24 protein-coding genes are annotated in these 23,799 nt (G+C 36.5%); 10 read left to right on the top strand and 14 right to left on the bottom strand.

Annotated features, from left to right (window positions below; translation table 11 throughout):
- Window positions 1-89: 89 nt before the first annotated feature.
- Window positions 90-638 carry a type 1 glutamine amidotransferase domain-containing protein gene (locus D017_RS11675; protein WP_035336680.1) on the top strand — a complete coding sequence of 183 codons (549 nt, stop codon included), beginning with the start codon at window positions 90-92 and terminating at the stop codon, window positions 636-638.
- A 115-nt stretch (window positions 639-753) separates the two neighbouring features.
- Window positions 754-1,470, top strand: a complete 717-nt coding sequence (locus D017_RS11680; RefSeq protein ID WP_343215422.1) for a DUF2461 domain-containing protein — start codon at window positions 754-756, stop codon at window positions 1,468-1,470.
- Between the two features lie 163 nt (window positions 1,471-1,633).
- On the opposite strand, the gene D017_RS11685 is transcribed toward D017_RS11680, so the two are convergent.
- Window positions 1,634-2,053 carry a hypothetical protein gene (locus tag D017_RS11685; RefSeq protein ID WP_035336681.1) on the bottom strand — a complete coding sequence of 140 codons (420 nt, stop codon included), beginning with the start codon at window positions 2,051-2,053 and terminating at the stop codon, window positions 1,634-1,636.
- A gap of 139 nt (window positions 2,054-2,192) precedes the next feature.
- Window positions 2,193-3,488 (bottom strand): OmpA family protein, encoded by a 1,296-nt coding sequence (locus D017_RS11690; RefSeq protein WP_035336682.1) that lies wholly within the window; start codon window positions 3,486-3,488, stop codon window positions 2,193-2,195.
- Window positions 3,489-3,763: 275 nt separating this feature from the next.
- On the opposite strand from D017_RS11690, the gene D017_RS11695 reads away from it, so the two are divergent.
- Window positions 3,764-4,360, top strand: coding sequence for a nitroreductase family protein (locus D017_RS11695; protein WP_051583897.1), 597 nt, complete (start codon window positions 3,764-3,766; stop codon window positions 4,358-4,360).
- Window positions 4,361-4,436: 76 nt separating this feature from the next.
- Here D017_RS11695 and D017_RS11700 read toward each other — a convergent pair whose 3' ends face one another.
- The 3 genes from D017_RS11700 to D017_RS11710 are packed head-to-tail and all read right to left on the bottom strand — an operon-like array spanning window position 4,437 to window position 6,145.
- Window positions 4,437-4,901, bottom strand: a complete 465-nt coding sequence (locus tag D017_RS11700) for a hypothetical protein (RefSeq protein WP_035336684.1) — start codon at window positions 4,899-4,901, stop codon at window positions 4,437-4,439.
- Between the two features lie 11 nt (window positions 4,902-4,912).
- Entirely contained in the window at window positions 4,913-5,218 is a 306-nt protein-coding gene (gene raiA, locus D017_RS11705) for a ribosome-associated translation inhibitor RaiA (RefSeq protein ID WP_035336685.1), read from the bottom strand.
- A gap of 27 nt (window positions 5,219-5,245) precedes the next feature.
- Window positions 5,246-6,145 (bottom strand): mechanosensitive ion channel family protein, encoded by a 900-nt coding sequence (locus tag D017_RS11710; protein ID WP_035336687.1) that lies wholly within the window; start codon window positions 6,143-6,145, stop codon window positions 5,246-5,248.
- Between the two features lie 162 nt (window positions 6,146-6,307).
- Here D017_RS11710 and D017_RS11715 point away from each other — a divergent pair, with 162 nt between their 5' ends.
- From D017_RS11715 to D017_RS11725, 3 genes are all read left to right on the top strand, one after another.
- Entirely contained in the window at window positions 6,308-7,663 is a 1,356-nt protein-coding gene (locus tag D017_RS11715; protein ID WP_035336688.1) for an NAD-dependent succinate-semialdehyde dehydrogenase, read from the top strand.
- Between the two features lie 466 nt (window positions 7,664-8,129).
- Window positions 8,130-8,630, top strand: coding sequence for a gluconokinase (locus D017_RS11720; RefSeq protein ID WP_035336690.1), 501 nt, complete (start codon window positions 8,130-8,132; stop codon window positions 8,628-8,630).
- A gap of 4 nt (window positions 8,631-8,634) precedes the next feature.
- The gene (locus D017_RS11725) at window positions 8,635-9,981 is read left to right on the top strand and encodes a gluconate:H+ symporter (RefSeq protein WP_035336691.1); all 1,347 of its coding nucleotides are present in this window, start codon (window positions 8,635-8,637) and stop codon (window positions 9,979-9,981) included.
- Window positions 9,982-10,070: 89 nt separating this feature from the next.
- On the opposite strand, the gene purB is transcribed toward D017_RS11725, so the two are convergent.
- The 7 genes from purB to D017_RS11760 form a co-directional block, all read right to left on the bottom strand.
- Window positions 10,071-11,414, bottom strand: coding sequence for an adenylosuccinate lyase (gene purB / locus D017_RS11730; RefSeq protein ID WP_035336693.1), 1,344 nt, complete (start codon window positions 11,412-11,414; stop codon window positions 10,071-10,073).
- Window positions 11,415-11,491: 77 nt separating this feature from the next.
- Window positions 11,492-12,832, bottom strand: a complete 1,341-nt coding sequence (locus tag D017_RS11735) for a DUF58 domain-containing protein (protein WP_081804686.1) — start codon at window positions 12,830-12,832, stop codon at window positions 11,492-11,494.
- Window positions 12,833-12,834: 2 nt separating this feature from the next.
- The gene (locus tag D017_RS11740) at window positions 12,835-13,902 is read right to left on the bottom strand and encodes a MoxR family ATPase (protein WP_081804687.1); all 1,068 of its coding nucleotides are present in this window, start codon (window positions 13,900-13,902) and stop codon (window positions 12,835-12,837) included.
- Window positions 13,902-15,119, bottom strand: coding sequence for a DUF4350 domain-containing protein (locus tag D017_RS11745; protein WP_035336694.1), 1,218 nt, complete (start codon window positions 15,117-15,119; stop codon window positions 13,902-13,904). Before D017_RS11745 ends, D017_RS11740 begins: the two co-directional genes overlap by 1 nt.
- Window positions 15,116-15,898, bottom strand: coding sequence for a DUF4129 domain-containing protein (locus D017_RS11750; protein WP_225969302.1), 783 nt, complete (start codon window positions 15,896-15,898; stop codon window positions 15,116-15,118). Before D017_RS11750 ends, D017_RS11745 begins: the two co-directional genes overlap by 4 nt.
- Before the next feature lie 16 nt (window positions 15,899-15,914).
- Window positions 15,915-16,856 (bottom strand): hypothetical protein, encoded by a 942-nt coding sequence (locus D017_RS11755; protein ID WP_035336696.1) that lies wholly within the window; start codon window positions 16,854-16,856, stop codon window positions 15,915-15,917.
- Between the two features lie 3 nt (window positions 16,857-16,859).
- A complete protein-coding gene (locus tag D017_RS11760; protein ID WP_035336697.1) occupies window positions 16,860-17,852 on the bottom strand; it encodes a stage II sporulation protein M in 993 nt (330 codons plus the stop codon).
- A 35-nt stretch (window positions 17,853-17,887) separates the two neighbouring features.
- Here D017_RS11760 and D017_RS11765 point away from each other — a divergent pair, with 35 nt between their 5' ends.
- From D017_RS11765 to D017_RS11775, 3 genes are all read left to right on the top strand, one after another.
- Window positions 17,888-18,613 (top strand): RDD family protein, encoded by a 726-nt coding sequence (locus tag D017_RS11765; protein ID WP_035336698.1) that lies wholly within the window; start codon window positions 17,888-17,890, stop codon window positions 18,611-18,613.
- Window positions 18,613-19,230: a trimeric intracellular cation channel family protein gene (locus D017_RS11770; protein ID WP_035336699.1), complete on the top strand. Its 618-nt coding sequence runs from the start codon at window positions 18,613-18,615 to the stop codon at window positions 19,228-19,230. The genes D017_RS11765 and D017_RS11770 overlap by 1 nt, the downstream gene beginning before the upstream one ends.
- Window positions 19,231-19,634: 404 nt before the next feature.
- Window positions 19,635-20,018 carry a CoA-binding protein gene (locus D017_RS11775; RefSeq protein WP_035336702.1) on the top strand — a complete coding sequence of 128 codons (384 nt, stop codon included), beginning with the start codon at window positions 19,635-19,637 and terminating at the stop codon, window positions 20,016-20,018.
- Window positions 20,019-20,063: 45 nt separating this feature from the next.
- Here the strand turns inward: D017_RS11775 and D017_RS11780 are convergent, their stop codons facing one another.
- Both D017_RS11780 and D017_RS11785 read right to left on the bottom strand, forming a co-directional pair.
- Window positions 20,064-21,497, bottom strand: a complete 1,434-nt coding sequence (locus D017_RS11780; RefSeq protein WP_035336704.1) for a sodium:solute symporter — start codon at window positions 21,495-21,497, stop codon at window positions 20,064-20,066.
- 87 nt (window positions 21,498-21,584) lie between these two features.
- Window positions 21,585-22,820 carry an ABC transporter permease gene (locus tag D017_RS11785; RefSeq protein ID WP_035336706.1) on the bottom strand — a complete coding sequence of 412 codons (1,236 nt, stop codon included), beginning with the start codon at window positions 22,818-22,820 and terminating at the stop codon, window positions 21,585-21,587.
- Window positions 22,821-23,374: 554 nt separating this feature from the next.
- On the opposite strand from D017_RS11785, the gene D017_RS11790 reads away from it, so the two are divergent.
- Entirely contained in the window at window positions 23,375-23,758 is a 384-nt protein-coding gene (locus D017_RS11790) for a hypothetical protein (RefSeq protein ID WP_225969303.1), read from the top strand.
- Window positions 23,759-23,799 lie beyond the last annotated feature (41 nt).

The raw sequence follows: 23,799 nt of genomic DNA on the forward strand, positions 1-23,799 counted from the left end.
TTTTCTTATCATCTCATTAACGAAGCTAGCTCAGGCCTCCTAGTATCTTTGTATCATAATTAATTGTATAACCAAAAGATAGAAAGATTATGAATAAGAGAGTAGCAATATTAGCAACAGACGGATTTGAAGAAAGTGAGTTAAAATCACCTATGGAGGCTATGAAAGCCGAAGGATTCACCGTAGATATTATAAGTGAGAAATCTGGAACTATAAAAGGATGGGCAGATGGAAACTGGTCTAATTCTTACGATGTAACAGATACGTTAGATAATGTAAGTGCAAAGGATTATAATGCATTAATGTTACCAGGAGGAGTAATTAATCCTGATAAGTTAAGACGTAATGATGATGCGCTCATTTTTATAAGAGACTTTTTTAAACAAAGTAAGCCAGTAGCAGCAATATGCCACGCACCGCAATTGCTAATTGAGGCAGATGTAGTAAAAGGAAGAACGATGACGTCGTTTAACAGTATAAAAACAGACTTGCAAAATGCAGGAGCACTATGGGTAGATAAAGAAGTCGTAGTAGATGAGGCCTTAGTAACAAGTAGAAATCCAGATGATTTACCAGCATTTAATGATAAATTAATTGAAGAAATCAAAGAAGGAAAGCATGATTTACAACATGCATAATTTAATCTAATATAGATAATTTTAAAAACCATCATTTTATTGTGATGGTTTTTTAATGCAATTATTTTAGACAATTTACTCTTTCCTTAATACAGTATTGCAACTCTATAAATTGATGGCTAATTTAGTAACTCAGCAAAATGAACATATGACTTCTTCGATACCTAAATCTACTTTATCTTTTCTTGAATCATTACGTGAGAATAATTCGCGTGAGTGGATGACAGAGCATAAGAAAGAGTACCAAGCTAGTGAGAAAGCCTTAAAGCAGGTTTATGCATCTATAGTGAATGGACTTAATGAAACTGACGAAATTGAAAAACTCAAAGTGTTTCGTATCAATAGGGATGTAAGGTTTAGTAATGATAAAACACCTTACAACGTGCATCGCTCAGCAAGCTTTAGTAGGGCTGGAGCACACCGTCGTGGTGGGTATTATCTGAGAATTGAGCCCGGTAATAAATCTGCAATAGCAGGCGGCTTTTTTAATCCAGAACCAGCAGATTTAAAGCGCATACGCACAGAATTTCATCTAGATGCTAGTGAGATACGTGAGATACTCTCAGATATCGCTTTCGCGAAAGCGTTTGGTGGCTCATTTGAGACACGGAATGCGGTTAAGACAGCACCTAGGGGCTTTGACGTAAATGATCCCAATATTGATCTCATAAGACTTAAAAACTTTGTAGTTAGGAAGAATTTTACAGACAAAGAAATCACCTCTCCAGATTTTACGAAGATTGCTTTAAATCACTTCAGACTACTGCGACCTTTTTTTGATTATATGAGTGATGTATTGACAACTGATCTCAACGGGGAGTCATTACTTTAGATTTATTTCTGTTTATTCTTATTTTTGACTCTTCTTCTATTTACGAAGTAGACTATAATTAATAGAATAGGTAAAATTATAAAAATAAAAAGCTCAATAGGCGATGAGGGATCTATTGGGCTATTATTTTGTGGTTTTGGCACATCAGTTGGTATTTGCATAATTATATGGTATCTGCTATTTCTTTAGGTTTATCAAAGAGTTGCACTTGACTAATAAGACGCTCCCTTATTAAGTTTGCAATACGCTTATTGTAGGCAGACGAGTCGCTATTATATTGCATATACTCATCTACAGTAAAGTGACCTACAATCATACCTCTTACACTATTGCGGAATTTCATATCCTTATTGACCGCATTTTCAATATAAGATAGTCGTTTTTCTAGACTTAAATTATGAAAGACATTCTTCCTCTTTACTATGTATGACTTAAAAACTTCGATTAGCAGCGGATTTTGAAGTTTTACAATGGGTCTAAGCGTAGCGTTCTGAAAACGCTCTTCATCACTCATGTGGTCATGTACTCTTGCCTTAGGTATTTCCGGTCTGATCCTTTTAATATCGTTTGGTCTATCATTCATAACGCTTTGTTTTATCTAAAGTTAAGGAATGATAGGTGGGGTAGCAATTGTTATCTTATAACTTCTCAACATATTATTAACGAGCAAAGCCCCCGATAAATCGGAGGCTCTGCAATTAACACTTAAAGTAATCTTTCGACTAGTTAAGTTTAAAAGTAACTCTACGTACTAACTGACGAGCAGGAGCAGAATTTTTATCTACTGATGCATCTTCACCGTTTCCAGTTGCAGTAAGACGGCTAGCAGAAATACCTGCAGCTACCATAATATCTTTTACTTTTTGAGCTCTTCTTTCAGAAAGACCTTGGTTAGATCCAGTGTTTCCAATCTCATCAGCATATCCAACTAATTGAGCAGATACATTTGAATTTTCATTCATGTACTTGATAAGGTAGTTAATAGACTCTAAGCTGTAAGTTTCTGGCTTAGTGCTATTAAATTGGAAGTATACGTTTACATATCCATCGTCGATAAGTTTTCTTATTACATCACCACCACTTTTGATTACTGGCTGTGTTGTGTTCATTTCACCTTTCTTAGCATAACGTGCATCTAAAGAAGATTCTAATTCATCAGGAACTCCGTTTGTGTTCTTGTCTACAGCAATACCTTTAGTATTTACAGCAACACCAGAAACAGTATTTGGCTCACGATCTAAGTAATCAGCAACACCATCTTGATCAGTATCGATAAGATCTGTTTCTACTTTAGTAAGACGGTTTTGTAAGTCTGTAAGCTCTTCTTTTGTAGTATTTGCACTAGAATAGAAATCTGCATGCTTCTCTGCTTTACCTAAGTAAATGTTAATACCAGCAGTAGCGTTTACATAAAAACCATCAAATCCCTTAGTTCCTCCAGCTTGAACACCATCAAATGTTAAGTCTTGACGTACATTACCTACTGCAGTAAAATCAGCAACAAGTGCGATTCTGTTTGAAAGCTTAACCTGTGGAGTTACACCAACCATGAAGCTTAACATTTGGTCTGCATCACCGAAATCTCTTTCAACAGCAGGAGCATCAGTTGTTAGTGCAGAATATCCCATACCACCATGTACAAGTACATTGAAAGTATCTGTCCATTCTCTGAAACCAAGAATGTTACCAGCATTTACAACACCTTCTAAAGAGAAGTTGTAAAGCGCAGTATCAAATTCGCGGCTTTCATCATCATTCTTAAAGCTGTTGTAAGCAACACCTCCTTTAAGTCCAAACTTTTCATTGAACATGTATCTCGCACCACCAGTAACAGTGTAAAGAGATGGAGTGTTAGAGAAAGCTCCAGAAGACAATGGTCTTACAGGTTTGTTTACACCACCAGTAAGCTCTACAGACCACTTATTAAAGTCGTTTGTAGGAGTATCAAGTGTTTCTTGTGCATTTGATGCTAATTGCATTCCAACAAGGGCAACTATAGCAAGTGAAATTTTTTTCATAATAAAGTATTTGTTTGAAATATTCAAGCTGCAAAAATAGGAATATTTATAACCTAGTCAAGGGATTTGGCAATTATTAACTGCTTATTATCACAAACTTAACACAAAGTATATATTTGGCTCATTGTGATAAAATAATCCGCTTTTTTTTGCATTATTTGTAATGAAACCCATAATTATTGATAGAGACTAAATTTAATTTTGATTTTTGTTAATTATTATTAAATATCTGAGCTATGTCGGCTCATAAAAATATTTTTGTAAAAAAAAGAATTATGAAAAAAGCAAATACCGAATTTGAAATACTTCCCATTTTAGCAAGTAGATGGAGTCCAAGGGTTTTTACTAATGACAAGATAAGCGAAGAAGAATTGCGCACAATGTTTGAGGCTGGTAGATGGGCTGCGAGTTCTAATAATTTACAACCTTGGTTAATTATTTGGGGTATTAAAGGAAGTCCTGCTTTTGACCGTATTTTTAATTGTCTTGATGAGTTTAATCAATCTTGGGCAAATAATGCTCAAGCATTATTTTTAGGAGGTTATAAAAAAACTAACGATGACGGTAAAGAGAGTTTTCATGCTTTACATGATTTAGGACTTTTTATGGGTAATGTTTCTGCGCAAGCCGAACATATGGGTATTGCATTACATCAAATGGCTGGTGTGGATTACAAAAAAGCAATGTCTGAATTTAATGTGCCAGATGATTATCATATTGCAACTGGTATTGCTGTAGGATATTATGGAGGGGATATTGAAAAACTTCCAGAAGATTTACAAGGAGAGGAGACAAAAACGCGTTCTAGAAAAAACCAGAAGTCTTTCACTTTTAATGGAAACTTTAATGAAGATACTTTTAAAGGAGAATAATTTTCAAAATTGTTCCTATAACTAAAAGAGCCACATATTTTAATATGTGGCTCTTTTTTATTTACTGCAAACTCAATTAATCAACTTGATGTTCGTTATCAGTATTTGAAGAAATCTCAGGGCTTTCGCCTAAATTGTGTTTTTCAAGACCAGCAGAGTCTACTTCAATAAATTGCATTGCCTGTGATGGTGTTGTAATCTGCTTTGCTCTTGTTCCTTGTATGAGTATAGGGTTTTGTATCGCATTTGGATTATTCTGTATAAATTTAATCCAGTGATCATCACTCATAGTTGCATCTTTTACAAAATTATCAACCTCAGGATGATCTTTAGAAACGAGTTCATTTATACTCACTCCTAGTAAATCTGCCACTTCACTCCACTGCGTTCCCGTAAGTCCTGCATCTGAGATGTTGATTAAATTTAATTTTGCATCGCTACTTTTTGCATAACCAAGCGTCTGTTTTGCAATACTTGATTCAGAAGAGTAGATTACTATTAATTCGTTATTGTCTGTTGCTAGTGTCATATCAGTTGGCATAGTGATTTATATTAGTGGTGAGACTGCATCTTTTCTTTCTTTTTTCTGAGTTGGCGGTCTACTTCATTTATCGCTTCTTTTAACGAAGGATAAAAATCGTCTGAGCTATGTTCGGCAAATAGCCTTGGACCAGGCATACTTATTTGTACTCCCGCTATTTTTCCAGTTTCATCACTTGAAGTGTTTTCGGTTTTGAAGAAAACATCTGCTCTGTGAGCAAATTGATATTTATCTCCTAATTTTTTTAATTCCGCTTTCGCGAAAGCTTCTAATTCTGCACTTGCAGTTACATCGTGGTATTCAAATATTACTTCCATAGTATTGATTTTTATTTATGATAATTATTATTTGTCAGAAAACTGACGAAGGCTAAGTGGAAATTCTTTCGCACCGCCATAGAGTTTAATTTCTTGTATATCTGCCGGCATGTAATATCCAGCATCTTCTAATGCTTCTTTTACATTACGCACCACATTTCCTTTTGTAATTAGTGCTTGTTTTCTAAAGTCCTTAGTATCTACCCAAAAGAAAACTTTTAAGTTTACAGTACTTGTTGCAAGCTCATCTTCAATAACAAAGTTTTCATGTATATCGTCGTTAATAACGCTAGATTCTTTGGCTAATGCTTCTAGTACTGTCTCTTTTGCTCCCTCTATATTATCTTCATAAGCTATTCCAATGATAAAATCCCATCTGAAAAAGCCGTCCTCTGTGTAATTTGTGACAGGTTCGGTAAGCACATCACTATTGGGTATGTAAACATCTTTACCATCAAAGGTTTTTAACTTTGTGTACCTAAGATCGAGGGTTTTTACTTTACCGAAATTTGAACCTATTTCAACAGTATCGTCAACATCAAAGGGTCTATTAAAAGCAAGAATAATTCCTGCAATAAAATTTTCGCCAATATCTTTAAAAGCAAATCCCAAGACAACAGCACTAGCTCCTGCTGCTGTAAGTATTCCGGCTGCTATACCTCCTAGACCTGCAGCTCTAAGTGCAAGCATTATTGCGATTATTATAAAGGTGTATCTTATGGCTGTTCCTAGAAATTTACTCATCAAAGGATCTTCTGTTCTAGCAGAAATTCTTTTTCTAGCAAATCGACCTATCCATCCAGCTATTAAAACTCCTAAAACCACGATAAGAATACCCATCGCAATCTGCGGGAGTTGATCTATAAAGTCGCTCACAGAATTTTGAAATGCTTCTGTAATGGTTGTTTTTGTACTTTGTAAGGGCATAGTTTTGATTGGTTACCTAAAAATACTGCTCTTAGCTGCATTTATTCTTAAAACCTTATCAATTCACATTTTGTTAAGACCTTTTAGTCCCCACAAGTTAAAATGCTCTTAACCTTTATCCTTAAACAATCTGCACGGAGTAACTTTATAAAAAAATGACCTATGAATATAGTATCTACAAATCCGTATGACGGAACAGAAATAGCCAAAATAAAAGCCCTTAACTTAAAAGAGATAGAAGATAAAATTGAAAATGCACAACAAACCTTTCTTTCTTGGCGTAATACCACTTTTGCAGAGCGTTCGGAACATCTTAACAATGTGGCAAAGGAATTAAGAAAGAATGCTCGAGAATATGCAGAAACAATGACTAAGGAAATGGGTAAGCCCATTACACAAGCCATTGCCGAAGTAGAAAAGTGTGCTTGGGTATGTGACTATTATGCAGAAAATGCACCATCACAACTAGCACCTAAAGAGATAAAAACAGATGCTTCAAAAAGTTATGTGAGATACGAACCTATAGGTGTTGTACTTGCCGTAATGCCGTGGAATTACCCATTCTGGCAAGTCTTTAGATTCATTGCTCCAGCTCTGATGGCAGGTAATATAGGTGTGTTAAAGCACGCGAGTAATGTTATGCAAAGTGCAGAAAATATTCAAAAAGTGTTTGAACGAGCAGGACTTCCTAAGGGGTGTTTTCAAAACATGGCCGTAGGCAGTGAGCGTATAGAAAATATCGTTCGAGATTCTCGTATTAAGGCAATAACACTTACTGGTAGTAAGCCAGCAGGAGCAGCGGTAGCAAGTACAGCAGCAAGCGAAATTAAAAAATCTGTCCTCGAGCTTGGAGGTAGTAATGCACTCGTAGTTTTTGACGATTGCAATTTTGAGGAGACGGTACAAACGTGTGTACAAGCGCGTTTTCAAAATACAGGGCAGAGCTGTATCGCTGGTAAAAGACTCATCATCCATGAAGGTATTAAAGACAAGTTTTTAGATGCTTTCGCGAAAGCGGTGACAGAATTAAAATCTGGTGACCCTATGGATGAAGATACCTATATTGGAGTAATGGCTCGTGAAGACCTTGCCGAAGAGTTAGAAGACCAACTAAATAAATCAATTGCCGAAGGAGCAAAAATATTAATAGGTGGGCACAGACAGAAGGCTTATTTTGAGCCAACGATAGTTACAGGAGTGACACCAGAGATGACAATATTTAAAGAAGAAACCTTTGGGCCTGTAATAGGAGTCACCGCATTTAAAACTGACGAAGAAGCGTTGAATCTAGTAAATCAATCTGATTTTGGTTTAGGCGTATCTATTTTTACAGAGAGTGAAGAACGCATGGAGACCTTAATACCGCAGTTTGAAGATGGTGCTGTATTTGTAAATGATATGGTCAAGAGTAACCCTAACCTTCCTTTTGGAGGTACAAAAATTTCGGGATACGGTCGCGAACTCTCCATAGATGGTATTCAAGAGTTTGTAAATAAAAAGACGGTATATATTAAATAATAGCCCGCTTTCGCGAAAGCGTAAAACATAAATAGCCGATTCATAATTTTATGAATCGGCTATTTTATTTTAAATAATGTACAATGAATTGTATAGATACATGAACGTTTTAAAGGTTTTATGGATGAGTTTATATATTTCTTGGTTTTAAAGTTGACAAAAGGAATCTAAATGGATTATATAAATAAGAGAGTTTAGCAAGGTGTGCTTTAACGGTGAAACACACGCTACTCAACTTATGGGATTTTTTTAAAAAGATAGATTTATAGTCGAAATGAAACGAAGTGGATAATTTAACTTTATCTCATTCAAGAGCTCTTTATCATCAGTAATCTTATATTAGCTAAACTTATGATACTTTTAAAGTAACACAATCAATACAAGAGATGCTGTGTTCATTATAACACTTCTAAGGAATGATGTTCGTCCTTTATTACATGGACGATCGAGTAAATACCGTATGTTAATGAAGAATGTATACATAGTTATGGGCGTTTCCGGTTGCGGAAAAAGCACCATTGGTAAGATGTTATCTAAGCAATTACGAGTTCCTTTTTATGATGCAGATGATTTTCATCCCCAAGTTAATGTAGATAAAATGGCATCTGGCATACCCTTACAAGATGAGGATAGATGGCCGTGGCTCGACAGTCTGGCTGGAGAGATACAGCAGTGGTCAAGTGATCAAGGAGCGGTTCTTGCTTGCTCAGCACTCAAGGAGATTTATAGGGAACGCCTATTTTCTCAATCTGCTTTTGAAAAAGCAAAACAAAACTTTATCTATCTTGATGCAAACTTTGAAGCACTGAGTAAACGGCTTGCTTCTAGGAAGAATCATTTTTTTAACCCTTCGTTATTACAGTCTCAGTTTGATACACTAGAAGTACCACAATATGGTATTCATGTGGCAGCTACTTTAGCAAAAGAAGACATCATAAAAAGAATACAACAAATTATAGAACAATAGGTTTATGGATTATCAACTACTACTAGCAGTAATTGCTGGGATTTCGGTCTTACTTCTTTTAATCCTTAGGCTCAAAATTCAGGCGTTTCTAGCATTGCTTATTACTTGTATTGTAGTGGGTGTAATTGCTGGCATGGAGCCGAAATCTATTCTCGATTCTGTAAAGAACGGAATGGGGGGAACCTTAGGTTTTGTAGCCACGGTAGTTGGGCTCGGAGCTTTATTTGGCGCTATTTTAGAACGATCAGGTGGAGCACAGCGACTAGCAGAATCCCTACTTAAGAAATTTGGAATAGATAAATCTCCTTGGGCAATAATGCTCACGGGATTTTTTGTCGCTATTCCCGTATTTTTTGATGTAGCATTTATCATTTTAATACCTATCGTTTACGCATTACAGAAGAAAACGGGAAAGTCGCTACTTCTATATGCTATCCCGCTGCTTGCGGGACTAGCAATCACGCATACCTTTATACCACCCACACCAGGACCTATTGCTGTAGCCGAAATTTTAGGAGCCGATCTTGGCTATGTTATAATATTTGGATTTTTAGCTGGTTTACCTGCGGCTGTTATTGCTGGGCCATTACTTGCACGGTATTTATCAAAAAGGATGGACATCACATCTCCAGAAGATATGGTAACCGAAATGGAAGTACCAGCAAATGCACCAAGTGCCGGAACTATTCTGTTAATAATCGCGATTCCTATTTTCTTAATCGTGTGTAATACCGTACTTAACAGTCCGCTATTTGAGGAAGGAGCTTTACCTAGTTGGCTCATTTTTGGAGCAGATTTACTTGGTCATCCATTTGTAGCGCTTATCATTGCAAATGTAGTTGCTTGGTACTTCTTAGGGATTAGAAAAGGATTTACTAAGGATGAGCTTCTTGATATTTCTACAAAATCTCTCTATCCAGCAGGAGTTATTATTTTACTAACAGGTGCTGGTGGAGCTTTTAAACAAATATTAATAGATACCGGTGCAGGCACAATGATTGCCGAAAGTTTAAGTGGCGACTTCTTTCCTCCTGTGGTTTTTGGTTTTCTAGTTGCAGCTATTGTAAGAGTGTTACAAGGTAGCGCAACGGTTGCTATGATTACAGCTGCTGGAATAACAGCTCCGTTGTTAGGACTAACGGAAACTAGCGCGCCACAGCTAGCAGTGCTTGTGATTGCAATAGCATCAGGAGCAAGTATATTTTCTCATGTAAATGACAGTGGCTTCTGGCTTGTAAAGCAATACCTAGGTCTCACAGAGAAAGAAACATTTAAGTCATGGACAGTCATGACCTCCCTTATCGCAATTGTAGGACTTATTGTCTCTACAATACTTTGGTTTATAGTATAGTTGAGATTTTCCTGATACATCAAAAAAAAGGGATAAGCACAATGCTTATCCCTTTTGTAATTTTATAACACTTTCGCGAAAGCGAACTACTATATTCCCGTATAATTTTGAGGAGTAATTGCTTTTAATTCTTTCTTAATTGCCGCGCTTACCTCAAGTGTATCTACAAACTCAGCCATAGACTTCTTTGTAATCTTACTATTTACCCTCGTAAGTGCTTTGAGCGCTTCGTAAGGATTAGGATATCCTTCTCTTCTTAAAATAGTCTGGATAGCCTCAGCTACTACAGCCCAGTTATTTTCTAAGTCGGCAGCGATTTTTTCTTCGTTTATTAATAGTTTGTTCAATCCTTTTACGGTAGAACGTAATCCTATTAATGTATGTCCTAATGGAACACCTATGTTTCTTAATACTGTACTATCCGTAAGATCTCTTTGTAGTCTTGAGATAGGTAGCTTTGCAGAAAGGTGCTCAAAAATAGCGTTTGCAATACCTAAGTTTCCTTCACTGTTTTCAAAGTCAATTGGGTTCACTTTATGTGGCATTGCACTAGAACCTACTTCTCCAGCTTTAATTTTCTGCTTGAAGTAATCCATAGACACATAGGTCCAGAAATCACGATCAAGATCAATTAAAATGGTATTAATACGTTTAAGTCCATCAAATAATGCCGCCATGTGATCATAGTGCTCTATTTGTGTAGTAGGGAAGGAGTGGTGCATTTTAAGCGTGTCATGTACAAATGATTTACCAAATGCTCTCCAGTCTATAGATGGGTATGCTACTTTATGTGCGTTGAAGTTTCCTGTAGCACCACCAAATTTTGCAGCACTAGGAATATCATTTAATAGATTAAGTTGCTCCTCTATACGAACCACAAAAACCTCAATCTCTTTTCCTAGTCGAGTAGGAGAAGCTGGTTGTCCATGTGTACGAGCTAGTAAAGGAACGTTTGCCCACTCATCTACAAGTTGTTTAAGGTGATCTACAACCTCCAATAGTTCTGGAATATATACTTGATTCATCGCGTCTTTAAGAGACATCGGGATCGCAGTATTATTAATATCTTGAGACGTTAATCCAAAGTGGATAAACTCTTTATATGATGCAAGATCGAGTGCGTCAAATTTTTCTTTGATAAAGTATTCTACCGCTTTTACATCGTGGTTTGTTACTTTCTCAATGTCTTTTATTGCCTGCGCATCTTCTGTAGTGAAGTCTTGGTAAATTTCGCGCAAAGCGGTAAAAACACTTTTATCTACATCCTCAAGTTGTGGGAGTGGTAACTCACATAGAGCGATAAAATATTCTACTTCTACTTTTACTCTGTATTTGATAAGTGCGGCTTCAGAAAAGAAAGGAGCTAAAGTTTCTGTTTTTGAAGCATAACGACCATCAATAGGTGAGATGGCTTGAAGTGGTGACAACGACATTTGTTGTGATTTTAGTTAAGGGACAAATATATATAGAAGACTTCGTCTATCCGAATTCTAATGCAAAAATCGACAGATTATAATAGGCCTCTTGCTTTAATTTCTAGATATTTATTAATAGTACTTACCGTGAGATCATCTGGCTTGGTTAATATGGTTTGAATACCGTATTGTTCAAGTCGTGCAACCATTACTTTTTTATCAAGATCTGCTTTTTGGGCAATCGTTTTATGATACACCTCTGGAAGTGTTTCGGCAGGTGTTGCAATAAGCTGATCGAGTTCCGTGTTTTGGAAAAAGATAACTACCAAGACATGTTTTCGCGAAAGCGCTTTTAAATAAGGCAACTGTCTTTCAAGCGCAGTTAGGTGCTCAAAATTTGTATACAATAGTAGTAAGCTGCGCTGTGTGATTTTACGTTTTACTTGGTTGTATAACGCACCATAATCACTGTCTAAAAACTTAGTGTCAATATTGTAAAGCACCTCTAGAATAGTCTGCAGGTGCGTTTTCTTACTACTCGCAGGAAGGTGATTTTTAATAGTCTCTGCAAAGGTGAGCATGCCCACTTTGTCTTTTTTCTTTAGAGCAATATTTGAAAATGCAAGCGTACTGTTAATCGCATAATCTAATAGCGTCAGGCCTTTAAAAGGCATCTTCATCACGCGGCTAGCATCTATGAGCGCATATACAGGTTGCGACTTCTCGTCTTGAAACTGATTTACCATAAGGCTCGCACGCTTTGCCGTTGCTTTCCAGTTAATAGTACGTGCATCATCACCAGGGACGTAGTCTTTAATTTGCTCAAACTCCATCGTGTGTCCCAGGCGGCGTATTTTTTTCATGCCGTGCATAGTAAGTCTATTATCTAGGGCAAGAAATGCATACTTTTTCATCTGGATAAAAGATGGGTACACCTTTACCATCTGATCTTTTTCAAAGCGGTAGCGACGTTTTACAAGTTTGAGCTTTGTGCTCACGTACACATTGAGATGCCCAAAGGTGTACTCACCACGCTCTGTAGGACGCAAAGAATATACAAATGACCTTGTTTCTCGTGCTGGTATCTCAATTACTTTACTAAAATCACGTTTTTGAAACTGCTCTGGTATTTCGTCTATAATATCAAGCGTAACTGCAAATGGGTATTTATTCTCAAGAACTACAGGAAGCTCGTTTGCATCACTGTTTGAGAATTTTTCTGGAAGCTCTCTTACACCTCTAATTTTTCCGCTTGCGCGAAAAAGAACTAATGCATCCACAAAAAATGCGAGTACCAGTACTAGTAGTAAGATATTAGTAATTCCAAAAAGGCTATTAAACCAATAGGAAATTAAATAAAGCACACCTATAAATGCCAGCGCATAGAATAAACGCTGGTGAACAAAAAAACCTTTTATAAATTTTATAATAGCCACTCTTAACGTGGTATTTCTACAGATTGAACAATCATGTCGATGACTTGCTCTGTGGTCATTCCTTCCATTTCACGCTCTGGAGCGAGTATAAGGCGGTGACGCATTACTGGTATAACCGCACGTTTTACATCTTCTGGAATTACAAAATCTCTACCTGCAATGGCAGCAAATGCTTTTGAAGCATTCATAATTGCTAGTGAGGCACGAGGAGATCCTCCAAGGTATAAATGTGGGTGCGTTCTAGATTTTACAACAATCTCTGCAACGTAGTTTAAAATTTTCTCTTCTATAAGTACTTCTTGCGTTTGCTTTCTAAAATCTGCTAGTTTTACAGGATTAAGTACGGCCTCAATACCTTTTTGTGGGGCACCACCTTTACGGTCATGATGGTTCTGCAGTATAGCAACTTCTTGTTCTAGCGTAGGGTAATCTACTTTGATTTTAAATAGAAAACGGTCTAGTTGTGCCTCTGGTAGTGCATATGTACCTTCTTGCTCTACTGGGTTTTGAGTTGCTAGCACCATAAAAGGAGGTTCCATAGTATACTTTGTACCATCTATAGTAATCTGGCGCTCTTCCATAGATTCAAAAAGTGCAGCTTGTGTTTTAGCTGGTGCACGGTTAATCTCATCTATAAGAACAATGTTTGAAAATATAGGACCTTTCTTGAATTCGAATTCGCTAGTTTTCATATTGAGAATCGAAGTTCCTAATACGTCACTTGGCATCAAGTCTGGTGTAAACTGTATACGTCCAAACTGTGTATCAAGAGTTTTTGCAAATAACTTTGCAGTTACTGTCTTTGCGATACCAGGAACTCCCTCGATGAGTACGTGACCGTCAGAAAGTAAAGCCACAATGAGGAGCTCTATAAATTCGTGTTGCCCAATTATAATTTTACCAAGCTCTGCCCGTATTGCTTCGGCGGCATTGCGCAGTTCTTCTAATGGAATCCTGTTAGTAAACGCGATTCCTTCATCTGTTTGATTTACATCTTGCGATGGAGTTGGAGTAGCATTAGTGGTTCCATCTGTTGTATTTTCTGGATCTTGTGGTGTGATATCGTCCATTATTTTTGATTTTTAAATGCTTCTATGCGTTTATTAAGTTCTAATAATTCTTCCTGACTTATAATTTGCTTAGCTCTTAAAGCCACCATATAATTAATCAATGATTTAGTCTGTTCTAGTGTATTGTCACTTTTAGATGCTAGCTTATTGATAAAACCTTCATTAATCACATTTGTATCAAGCGCATAATTACTGCGTATGAACTCTAGAAAATGACTTATTTGATGGCTCACGATGCTCTTGTGATCTTTCTTATCAAGATACATTCCCGCAATGGTCTTTGTAAATGTGAGTGTCTGGTTAGGTAGCGGTTTTATAATAGGGATGGCTCGCTGCTTGCGCCTTCCTTCAAAAACCACCCATAAAAAAGCACCTATAAGTAGGATGTAATATGCCCACTTCAAATATCTATTTTGAAAGAATATATACAACGGACTTGTATAAATAGTTTTACCATTCTTATAGTGATTATCCCAGTAGAGCACATCATCTTGATCTAGATACGAGAGTACATTTTTTGTGTATGTATAATTATCCTCTCTTAGTATAAAATAGTTAGTAAACGTCTCAGGCATAAGATGGATGACAATCTCACCTTTGCCAAAATCTTGTTTAACAAAATTTATTCTAGGTTCTGCTACAGTTATGGTGTCTTTATTAACCATAAGGCCAAATTCTCCTAAGGCAACCGTATTTGTGGTATCTACCTCTTCAAAAAAGCCAGCGGTAGTCTCAACGTCATGATAATATGGAGTTTCTCTACGTAAGCTTGGGTTTACAAGATTTACAAGTGGCTTGCGCTCAAAATTATCATAATCATAATAGAGATCAGTTTCTAGAGACAAGGTATCTAGTATAGTCTCTCCAATGCCTCTCGCTGCAATAAATAGCGTGTTACCCTCACTTACCCATGATAAAAGTTTGAGTGATTCATCTTCACTAAAAAGGATGTAATCATTTACAAACAAATATGTACCATGCGCATCCGTACTATCTGACATAAATTCATAAGGAGGTATGCGCACTTCCTTAAATTTATCCTCTTGCCAGTTATTTTCTAGTAGGTCATGTAACACATACGTTCCGTAAGGGATTTTATCTGTCTTTGTATAACTAGGATACCAGTTTATATCTTCCTTAGTACTTGACTCCATATAAATAACGAGTGCAAGAGCAAGTAGCAGCACACCAGCAATTACTTTAAACTTATTGCTCATAGCTGATTATTTATTTGGGTGAAAGAGGTTTTTGCTTTCGCGAAAGCGGTCTCATCGACCTCAAAATTTCCATACCAGATATAGTCGTAAATATCTGTCACTTTTCTGAACTGGCTTCTTAAACTAAGGTCTTCTATTTCAGACAAATAGTCATGATTTGTCTTTTGTACTTGCCAGTCTATAAGATCTTGTTCACTCATTTTCTGAAGTATACGTAGATAATAAAAACGCACAGCTAGTCTATAATTACCAGCAGCAATTGCCTGCTCAATGAGTTGGTCTAAATCTTGTCGCTGTATCAGTTCTTCATCATCTGATAGTAAGGTCTCAGGAGCTTTTATTTTTTCCATTAATAAGGAACCGCTATCTATTTTCATAAATAGCCATACAAAGAACACTAGTAAAGCTACGATGAGTATGTAGGGTAGTAGCTCTACTATAACTGCCCAAAAACCCGTAGCCTCGTTGCCACCAGTGAGCCAGCGTATGAACGCGTTATATAGATCGTTAATTTTTCTTTTAAAACGTGACCACCAAGTATCTTCTGGAGTCGCTTCTTTATAATTGAACTCATCGTCTTGTTTATATTTATCAAGACTATTTTCAGAGATGGGTAGCGGTGTTAGTTTTTCGTTGTCATAAGTGACAATACCACGAGGATCGTGATAGGTGTTTTCGGGATAGATTACTTCCTCTTCAGCGATTTCCTCTGCTGTAGTTTCTTCCTGAGTTTGTTGTATAGCGGTAGCTTTCGCGCAAAGCGAACACAAAAAGAGCATACATAGCAGCAATACTTTATGCATTATTGCTACCTATATTGTTTATTTGATCAAGACTTCCCGTCTGATTTTTACGCTCGTTAAGGTTGAAGTAAATGAAGTTTACGGAGATGGCGAGTATGGTGTATAAGATATAGTTCATTGCAGAGGCTAGGACCTGTAACACTAGGTAAACATTGTCAAAAAGTGCTGCTGGATCACCCATAGAGCCAGATTGTACACTACTTATGGTCTTGATAAGCGTATAAATAAGTACTGGAACTTGAAAAACGAAGCCAATTACCCCAATTAAAAACCCAAGGATGATTATCGTTATAAAAGTCATCCACCACTCGCCTTTAATTAAGTTTGCACTTTCTTTAATACTTTCTTTTATACTAAGATTCTTGTCTATAATAGCAGGAAAGATGACACTAAGCTTGACATAAACATAAAGCAAAGGAAAGATGGCTAGTACAACAACTAAGACGCCTATGGTTTCTGATCCGGTTGAAAATATGGCGCCACCTAATACAACTGGAACTAACGCTACTACTAGCACAATTAATAAGTTTGTAAAACCTAATCCTAAAAAAGTGCCAGTCTTGGATTTAATGGTATCTACCACTGCAGTGGTGTCTGGAACATCACCTCCAGCGATGTATGCTTTAATATATTCAGAAACGCTTCCGTAAAGCATTGAATTGTAAATTATACCTACAATGGCAAGACATGCAACAGAGATGAAGAAGCTACTCATATCAGATCCGTCACCAAAACTTGTTAAGAAATTTGCTCCCGCCGTCGCGTTCGTGTAGAACCCTACAGCAACAATGAGAAGTATGAACGGTATAGCACAAGTGCGTACAAGTACTTTGAGAAGTGGTTTTGCATTACGGCGTAAAAAGGTGAATGTATCACTTATGATCTGGCCAAGTTCACGCTGTTTTCTAAATTCCACTAGTTTAGTTAAGGTCATTAATTATAAATTTTCAAGATTAGGAACAAGCGCTAGTCTAGCAGCTTCTTCTTTATGTTTTTTAATAGGGTAGTACACGTAATAAAATATGATTAAAGCGAGAGAGCTTGCAATAATTACAATTGCAAGCCAGTCTGGCATTTCTGTATGTCTTGTTACAAACCCTTCTAGAAAACCTGCTATTACAAATAGTGGTATGGTGCTTACAACGATTTTGAGACCATTTTTCATTCCTCTTTTAAACGATTCTAGGCGCGTGTATGTCTGAGGAAATAAAATAGAATTACCTAGCACCATGCCTGCACATCCTGCTATGATTATCACTGAGATTTCTATAGTACCATGTATCCATATGGTACGCACAGACTCCCAGCCTACGCCTTGCTCAAAAAAGAAGTATTGAAAACTGCCTAGCATGATAGCGTTGCGCATGATGATATATAACGATCCTATTGTTAAGAATATCCCATAAACAAAAGCCATCAATGCTACTTTTATATTGTTAATGGTAATTCCTAAAAACATATTGAGTTCACCTTGCTTCTTATAAACACCCATGGGGTCTCCTTTCTCAATATTACTGAGTGTCATGTTTACATAACCATCACCCATAATACTTCTTACAAAAGAGCCATCATTTGCAGCACTATATGCGCCAATAAGGCTAAATAATAAAAAGGTTAAAAAAGCGATAAGCAGTTGTCGCTGGTAGCGATACATAATAAGCGGGAACTCCTCTGTAAAGAATGTTATAAAGCGCTTGCTTGACTCACGCTTTGTCTTGTATATGATTTGATGTGACTGAGAGGCAAGGTGATTTAAATACTCTAAAGTCTTGCTTTGAGGATAAAATGTTTGCGCATAACTAAGGTGATCTGTCACTTCCATGTAAAGACTAGATAGCTCATCTGGATGAATCTGATCTTTGTTGACCAGAACACTTTCGAATGTTAACCATTTATCCTTATTTTGCTTGACAAAAGCAGCTTCACGCATTTTCAACTTGTTATAGAGGTAAAGAAAAAGAATATATGGATAACTTTCAAATAGAAACCGCCCAAAATGTAAGTATTTATCAGAATGTTGCGAGTATAGGCGATCGCATTCTTGCATATCTAATCGATGGTGTAATTTTGATTGCTTATTGGATTCTTTCTTTGTTTTTGATTGCACAATTTGGGTTAGACTCACAGTCTATGGGTGATATATGGGCTTACTACTTAGTCTTGGGCTTACCTATTTTTCTTTATTACATTCTTTTTGAAACATTCTGGGACGGAAAAACACCAGGTAAAGCAGCCATGAAAATTAGAGTAGTCAAGCTAGATGGTTCAAAACCAGGTTTTGGAAGCTACTTTGTACGATGGATTATGCGCATTATCGATATTGCGGGTTCCTCTGGGGGAATTGCCGTGGTAAGTATACTTATAAGCGAGAAAGGGCAGCGCTTAGGAGATATGGCAGCAGGTACTACCGTAATAACAGAAAAGAAACGTGTAAGTCTTTCTGATAGTCTCATAGTAGATATTCCCGTAGATTACGTGCCTACCTATCCTCAAGTGACCGTTTTTAATGATAAAGATGTACAGCTTATTAAAACACTATTTTTAAATGCTAAGCGCAATGGTAATCACAATGTGATTGTAAAACTAGCAGATAGGCTCAGGGAGAAAATGGATGTAACTACTCCAGACGAGAATAATATTCAATTTGTAGAGCGTGTCCTTGCAGATTATAACTACTACACACAGCAATAATGGAGATTACTACAATTATTGATATTCTAGGTACGATCTCTTTTGCGATATCCGGAGCGCTCACGGCCATGCGTAAAAAGATGGATGTCTTCGGAATTCTTATTATAGCACTAGTCACCTCTGTAGGGGGAGGTACCTTGAGAGATATACTCATAGGGAAAACCCCTGTGAGCTGGATGCTTAACATGACGTTTGTATACGTGATTTTTGCTGCTACTATTGTAGCAATTATTTTTAGAAGTCAGCTTAAGTATGTGAGACGTTCTTTGTTCTTGTTTGATACCATTGGTATTGCTTTATACACAATGGCTGGAGTACAAATTGCAAGTGCAGCAGGGTTACATCCCGTAATCTGTGTAGTGCTAGGTACTATTTCTGCATGTTTTGGTGGTGTATTGCGTGATATATTATGTAATGAAATTCCTGTGATTTTCCATAAAGAGATATATGCCACTGTATGTATACTAGGAGGAAGTATCTACTTGTCACTTGAAACCTACGGCATGCCTAAAGTTTATGCTATGCTTGTTGCAGGTAGTATCACTATTCTTATAAGAACCCTTGCTGTAGTAAGGAAATGGAGTTTACCTAGTGTTTATAGAAAACAACACGCATAAAAAAAAGGTTTCTGCGCTAGCAGAAACCTTTTAAAACCTAATAGACTCTTTAGAAAACAGGTTTAAAATATTTTAAAGGCTAATTCAAATAATTTATAAAACCAAATACTAGTTCTAGTGTTGAGACTACAGTATATACTTATAGACGAGAAAAAGTGAGCAAAGTTTCAAGGCAAGGATTGAATTAACAATATTTTAACCAAGGAGGATGTATTTGGCCTGAAAAGCCATAAAAAACAAAATCCCGAGACTCGAGTTCTCGGGATTTCTTTGTTAGGTATCGTTTTTAATAAACACTAACCATCAAAACGAATTAAAAACGTTCCTAACAAATAAGTTAACTTACCCTATAGACGGTTTAAAAGAGTCAACGTTACACCACAATTATTATTTAACTTTACCTTATGTTAAAAGCAACCATGGTTATAGGCGCTTCATTGAAGCCACAGAGATATTCACATAGAGCAATCATACGTCTCAATGCTCAGAATCATCCCGTTATTGCGGTTGGTTTAAGAGGAGGAAAGGTAGGTGATATAGGGATTATCACTTTCGATCAAGCCTTAGAGGCAGTAGATGAGCTTAAAGAAGATTTAGATACTATTACACTATATCTTAATCCGCAGCGGCAAGAGGCTTATTATGACTTCATAATTAACCTGGCTCCTAAGCGTGTCATCTTTAACCCAGGAACAGAAAATCCTGTTCTTTATAAAAAGTTACAAGAGCACAATATCGAAGTTGATGTTGCTTGTACACTAGTATTACTAGCCACAGACCAGTATTAAATTTTTCTCGTTTTTATACGTACGCTTTCGCGAAATCGTAATAAACTACTTTCTTATAAATAATAATCCTAAAAAGGTCAAAGCACCGTTTAAGATTAATATAAAGAACCCAAATTCAAATCCCACACCTGCCGAAAGCGTACTTATGATGTATGCAAGAATAGGCGATGCAATGGCAACTACTGGGACAAACTTGTCTTTTACATTCCATTTTGTAAAGAGTCCGTAAGCATACAGGCCTAAGAGAGGTCCATATGTATATCCAGCAAACGTAAATAGTTTTGCGATTACTGTAGCATCTGCAATTACGTATTTAAATATGATGATCACGGCAATGAGTAAAAGCGACATTACAATGTGGATGCGTTTGCGCACTGCTACTTGCTTTACGGCATCATATTTTTTTTCGATGTCTAGTATGTCTATACTAAAAGACGTGGTAAGTGATGTAAGTGCGCTATCTGCACTTGAATATGCAGCTGCAATTAATCCCAGTAAGAAAACAATAGCGAGTCCTATTCCCAAGCCGCTATTTACAGCAATTGTAGGGAAGAGTTGGTCTTTGTGAGCATCGATTCCATTTTGAGAAGCATATACAGTGAGTAATAATCCTAGTGCTAAGAATACAAGATTTACAATGGTAAGTACGATAGTAAACCAAAACATATTTTTTTGAGCATCACCTAGATTACGACAAGTAAGGTTTTTTTGCATCATATCTTGATCTAGCCCTGTCATTACAATAGAAATAAAAGCTCCAGATAAAAATTGCTTTACAAAGAAGTCACCACTTTTCCAGTCGTCAAAAAAGAATATCTGACTCATATCACTTTCAGAAATAAGATTGACTAAGGCACTTGTACTTAGTCCCATCTGGTCACTTACAAAGTAAATAGCCACACCTACTGCGATAAGCATAAAGAGTGTTTGCAAGGTATCTGTCCACACAATAGTTTTGATACCTGCTTTAAACGTATATAGCCAAATTAAAAGTATAGTAATCGTTACGGTTACAAAAAACGGTACACCCATCTCATCAAAAACGAGTAGTTGCAACACGTTTGCTACTAAATACAATCTAAAACTTGCGCCTATAATTCTGCTCAATAAGAAAAAAGAAGCTCCTGTTTTATAAGAATAAGAACCAAATCTTCCTTCAAGATAAGTATAAATAGAAGTAAGATTCAGTTTATAGTAGAGTGGTAGGAGTACAAGACTTATGACTGCATAACCCACAGTGTAACCAAGTACGACTTGAAAGTAACTAAAGCTTGATGCCTCAATCCATCCAGGTACAGATATAAAAGTAACTCCAGATAGTGAAGCTCCTATCATCCCAAAAGCAACAAGGTACCAAGGGGATTGCTTTCCAGCTTTAAAAAAATCTGTGTTAGAATCTCCTCTACTTGTAAGGTAACTTATAAGCATTAAGACACCAAAGTATCCTCCAATGAGAAGTAAAATATGAATGGGTTGCATACATGAATCGTTAGGTCATACGAATATAGCCTTTTGATAAATAATTGCAGATTGTAAGAATAAAATTATCTAGATAATTACTACGCACTACTCATAACGCAATGACTCTACTGGGTCAAGCTTAGCAGCTTTTATAGCAGGAAATAATCCGGATAGAATAGCAATGACAAAAGTTATAATTGTCGCCGCAATGATTGCTCCCCAAGGGGTTGTAAATACAAATCCAGCAACAGAGGCTATTAGTGCTCCTATACTTATACCAAGTATGATTCCTAGAAGTCCGCCTAGTTGTCCAACGATAATTGCTTCATATAGAAACTGAGCAGCAATTACAGATTTTTTAGCGCCAAGTGCTTTTCTCACACCTATCTCTCTTGTACGCTCTGTTACAGAAACGAGCATAATATTCATAAGGGCGATACATGAGCCAAAAATGGTGATAATACTAATTACCCAGGCGGCAACACCTAGTACACCAGTAATCTCACTAATCTGATTAATCAAGTCATCGCTACGGCCTATACCAAAGTTATTATCCTCTACAGGTGAGAGACCACGTATGTTTCTAAAAGTGAGAATGGCTTCTTCTTCAGCGCTGTCTAGAAGTTCTGTGTCTTCTACCATTACACTTACATTATAGTTGATATTAGCTTGCGTAAACATAGTTCGTGCTACTTGTATAGGGATAAGTACTCGTAAATCTTGATTGTTCCCAAAGGTGGCACCCTTTTCCTCTAGCATCCCGATTACGTTAAATTTGGTACCACGTATACTTATGGTTTTCCCTATAGGGTTATCATCCTTAAAGATATTCTTATAAAAATCACTTCCTAGTATACACACTCGTGTGTTGTTATCGATATCGAAAGAGGTAAAGTTTCTTCCTTTTTCTAGTTTGAGTCCAGAGTTGTTTAAAAAGTTTTCATTCACACCTACCACACTTGCTTCTGGATCTGTTTTGTCACTTTCGTACTTCACCTCAGCACTACGCGTTCCTTGAAAAGAGATAGCCGTAAGCGCAGTAGGGTAGTTATATTGTTCTGTAAATTCTTTTACTTGACGATAGCCTATAATCGGGTTAATGACTTGCTTCTCATCAGAGCGTCTAGAGGTAAACTCATAACGTTGCAGGTTAAAGGTATTACTTCCCATACTTGCAAAATCTGAGCTTATTGTATTCTCAAGCGCCTTTACAAGGCTAAGTATACCTACTAAAGCCGTAATTCCTATTGCAATAATAAAAACGGTTAAGACAGTTCTAAGGAGCTGACTTTTGATACTATCAAAGGCAATACGAAGATTCTCGCGGAAGAGTGAAAACATATTTTTAGATCAGAATTGGTTGGAACAATTTACAATAAGACTATCAAGTAGTCAAAACGTTACCATTATTTCTAGATTCTTTTCAGTTTTAGCCATAAGGAGCATAAACGGTAGTGTGTATTTGCGATCGTTTCTTCCCGCTTTCCGTTGCAATTCCTCAGCATGGCCACGCCATTGCTTGCGGGATTTACACTACAATCGGGGCTATAGAGCACTGTTTTTGCGTAGCGACTCACATGAGAAGAAGATAATGAAATAAGAAGTCTTGTCAAAGTTTCAAAATCTTGCTCGCAACCCCTCATTTTTTAAGATATTTGTGCAATGCCGTTTGGTAATGTTGGTAGTGGATTTGCAGAGATTTGACGGTAAACATCTTCTCAGCAATGATTAATTTAAAATAGCTTTTGGTGGATGTTTATCACATTTTCGCGAAAGCAATAATAAGATTGCTTTTCTCCATGAGAATAATGAGAGACATAATACTGGGAATTAGTTTTGGAGTGTCTATTGCTTTTTTATCCTGGATTGTAGGTATGATAGTGAACTTAATCCTTATGAAAACAAGGTTTTATTCGAAATTATCAAATCTCAATTTTATTACAAGTGAAAAAATTAATAGAAAAATTGGAATTAAAAATATCAAGTGGGTTATTGAAAATACTTTCTTTAAATTTTTTAATCAAAAAATAAAGATTAAAAATAGTAAAACTGATTTTTTCGAAATAAGAGAAGAAATGACAAGAGCAGAAATTAGTCATTTAATGGCATTTATTTTTGTGCTTTTTTTTTGCTTCTATTATAGTCTGAAGATTAATATTGTCTTTGGTTCTATGATTTTTATTATAAATATTTTGATGAACCTTTATCCATCACTATTACAACAACAAAACAAAAGGAGAATCGATAAGTTTACTAAGAGGCACTTATTACGTGAATAATTGAGGATGTACAATTAGTAAAAGTGAATGCAACAGTATTT

Origin of the sequence: Dokdonia sp. PRO95, assembly GCF_000355805.1 — a bacterium.
Lineage (GTDB): Bacteria > Bacteroidota > Bacteroidia > Flavobacteriales > Flavobacteriaceae > Dokdonia.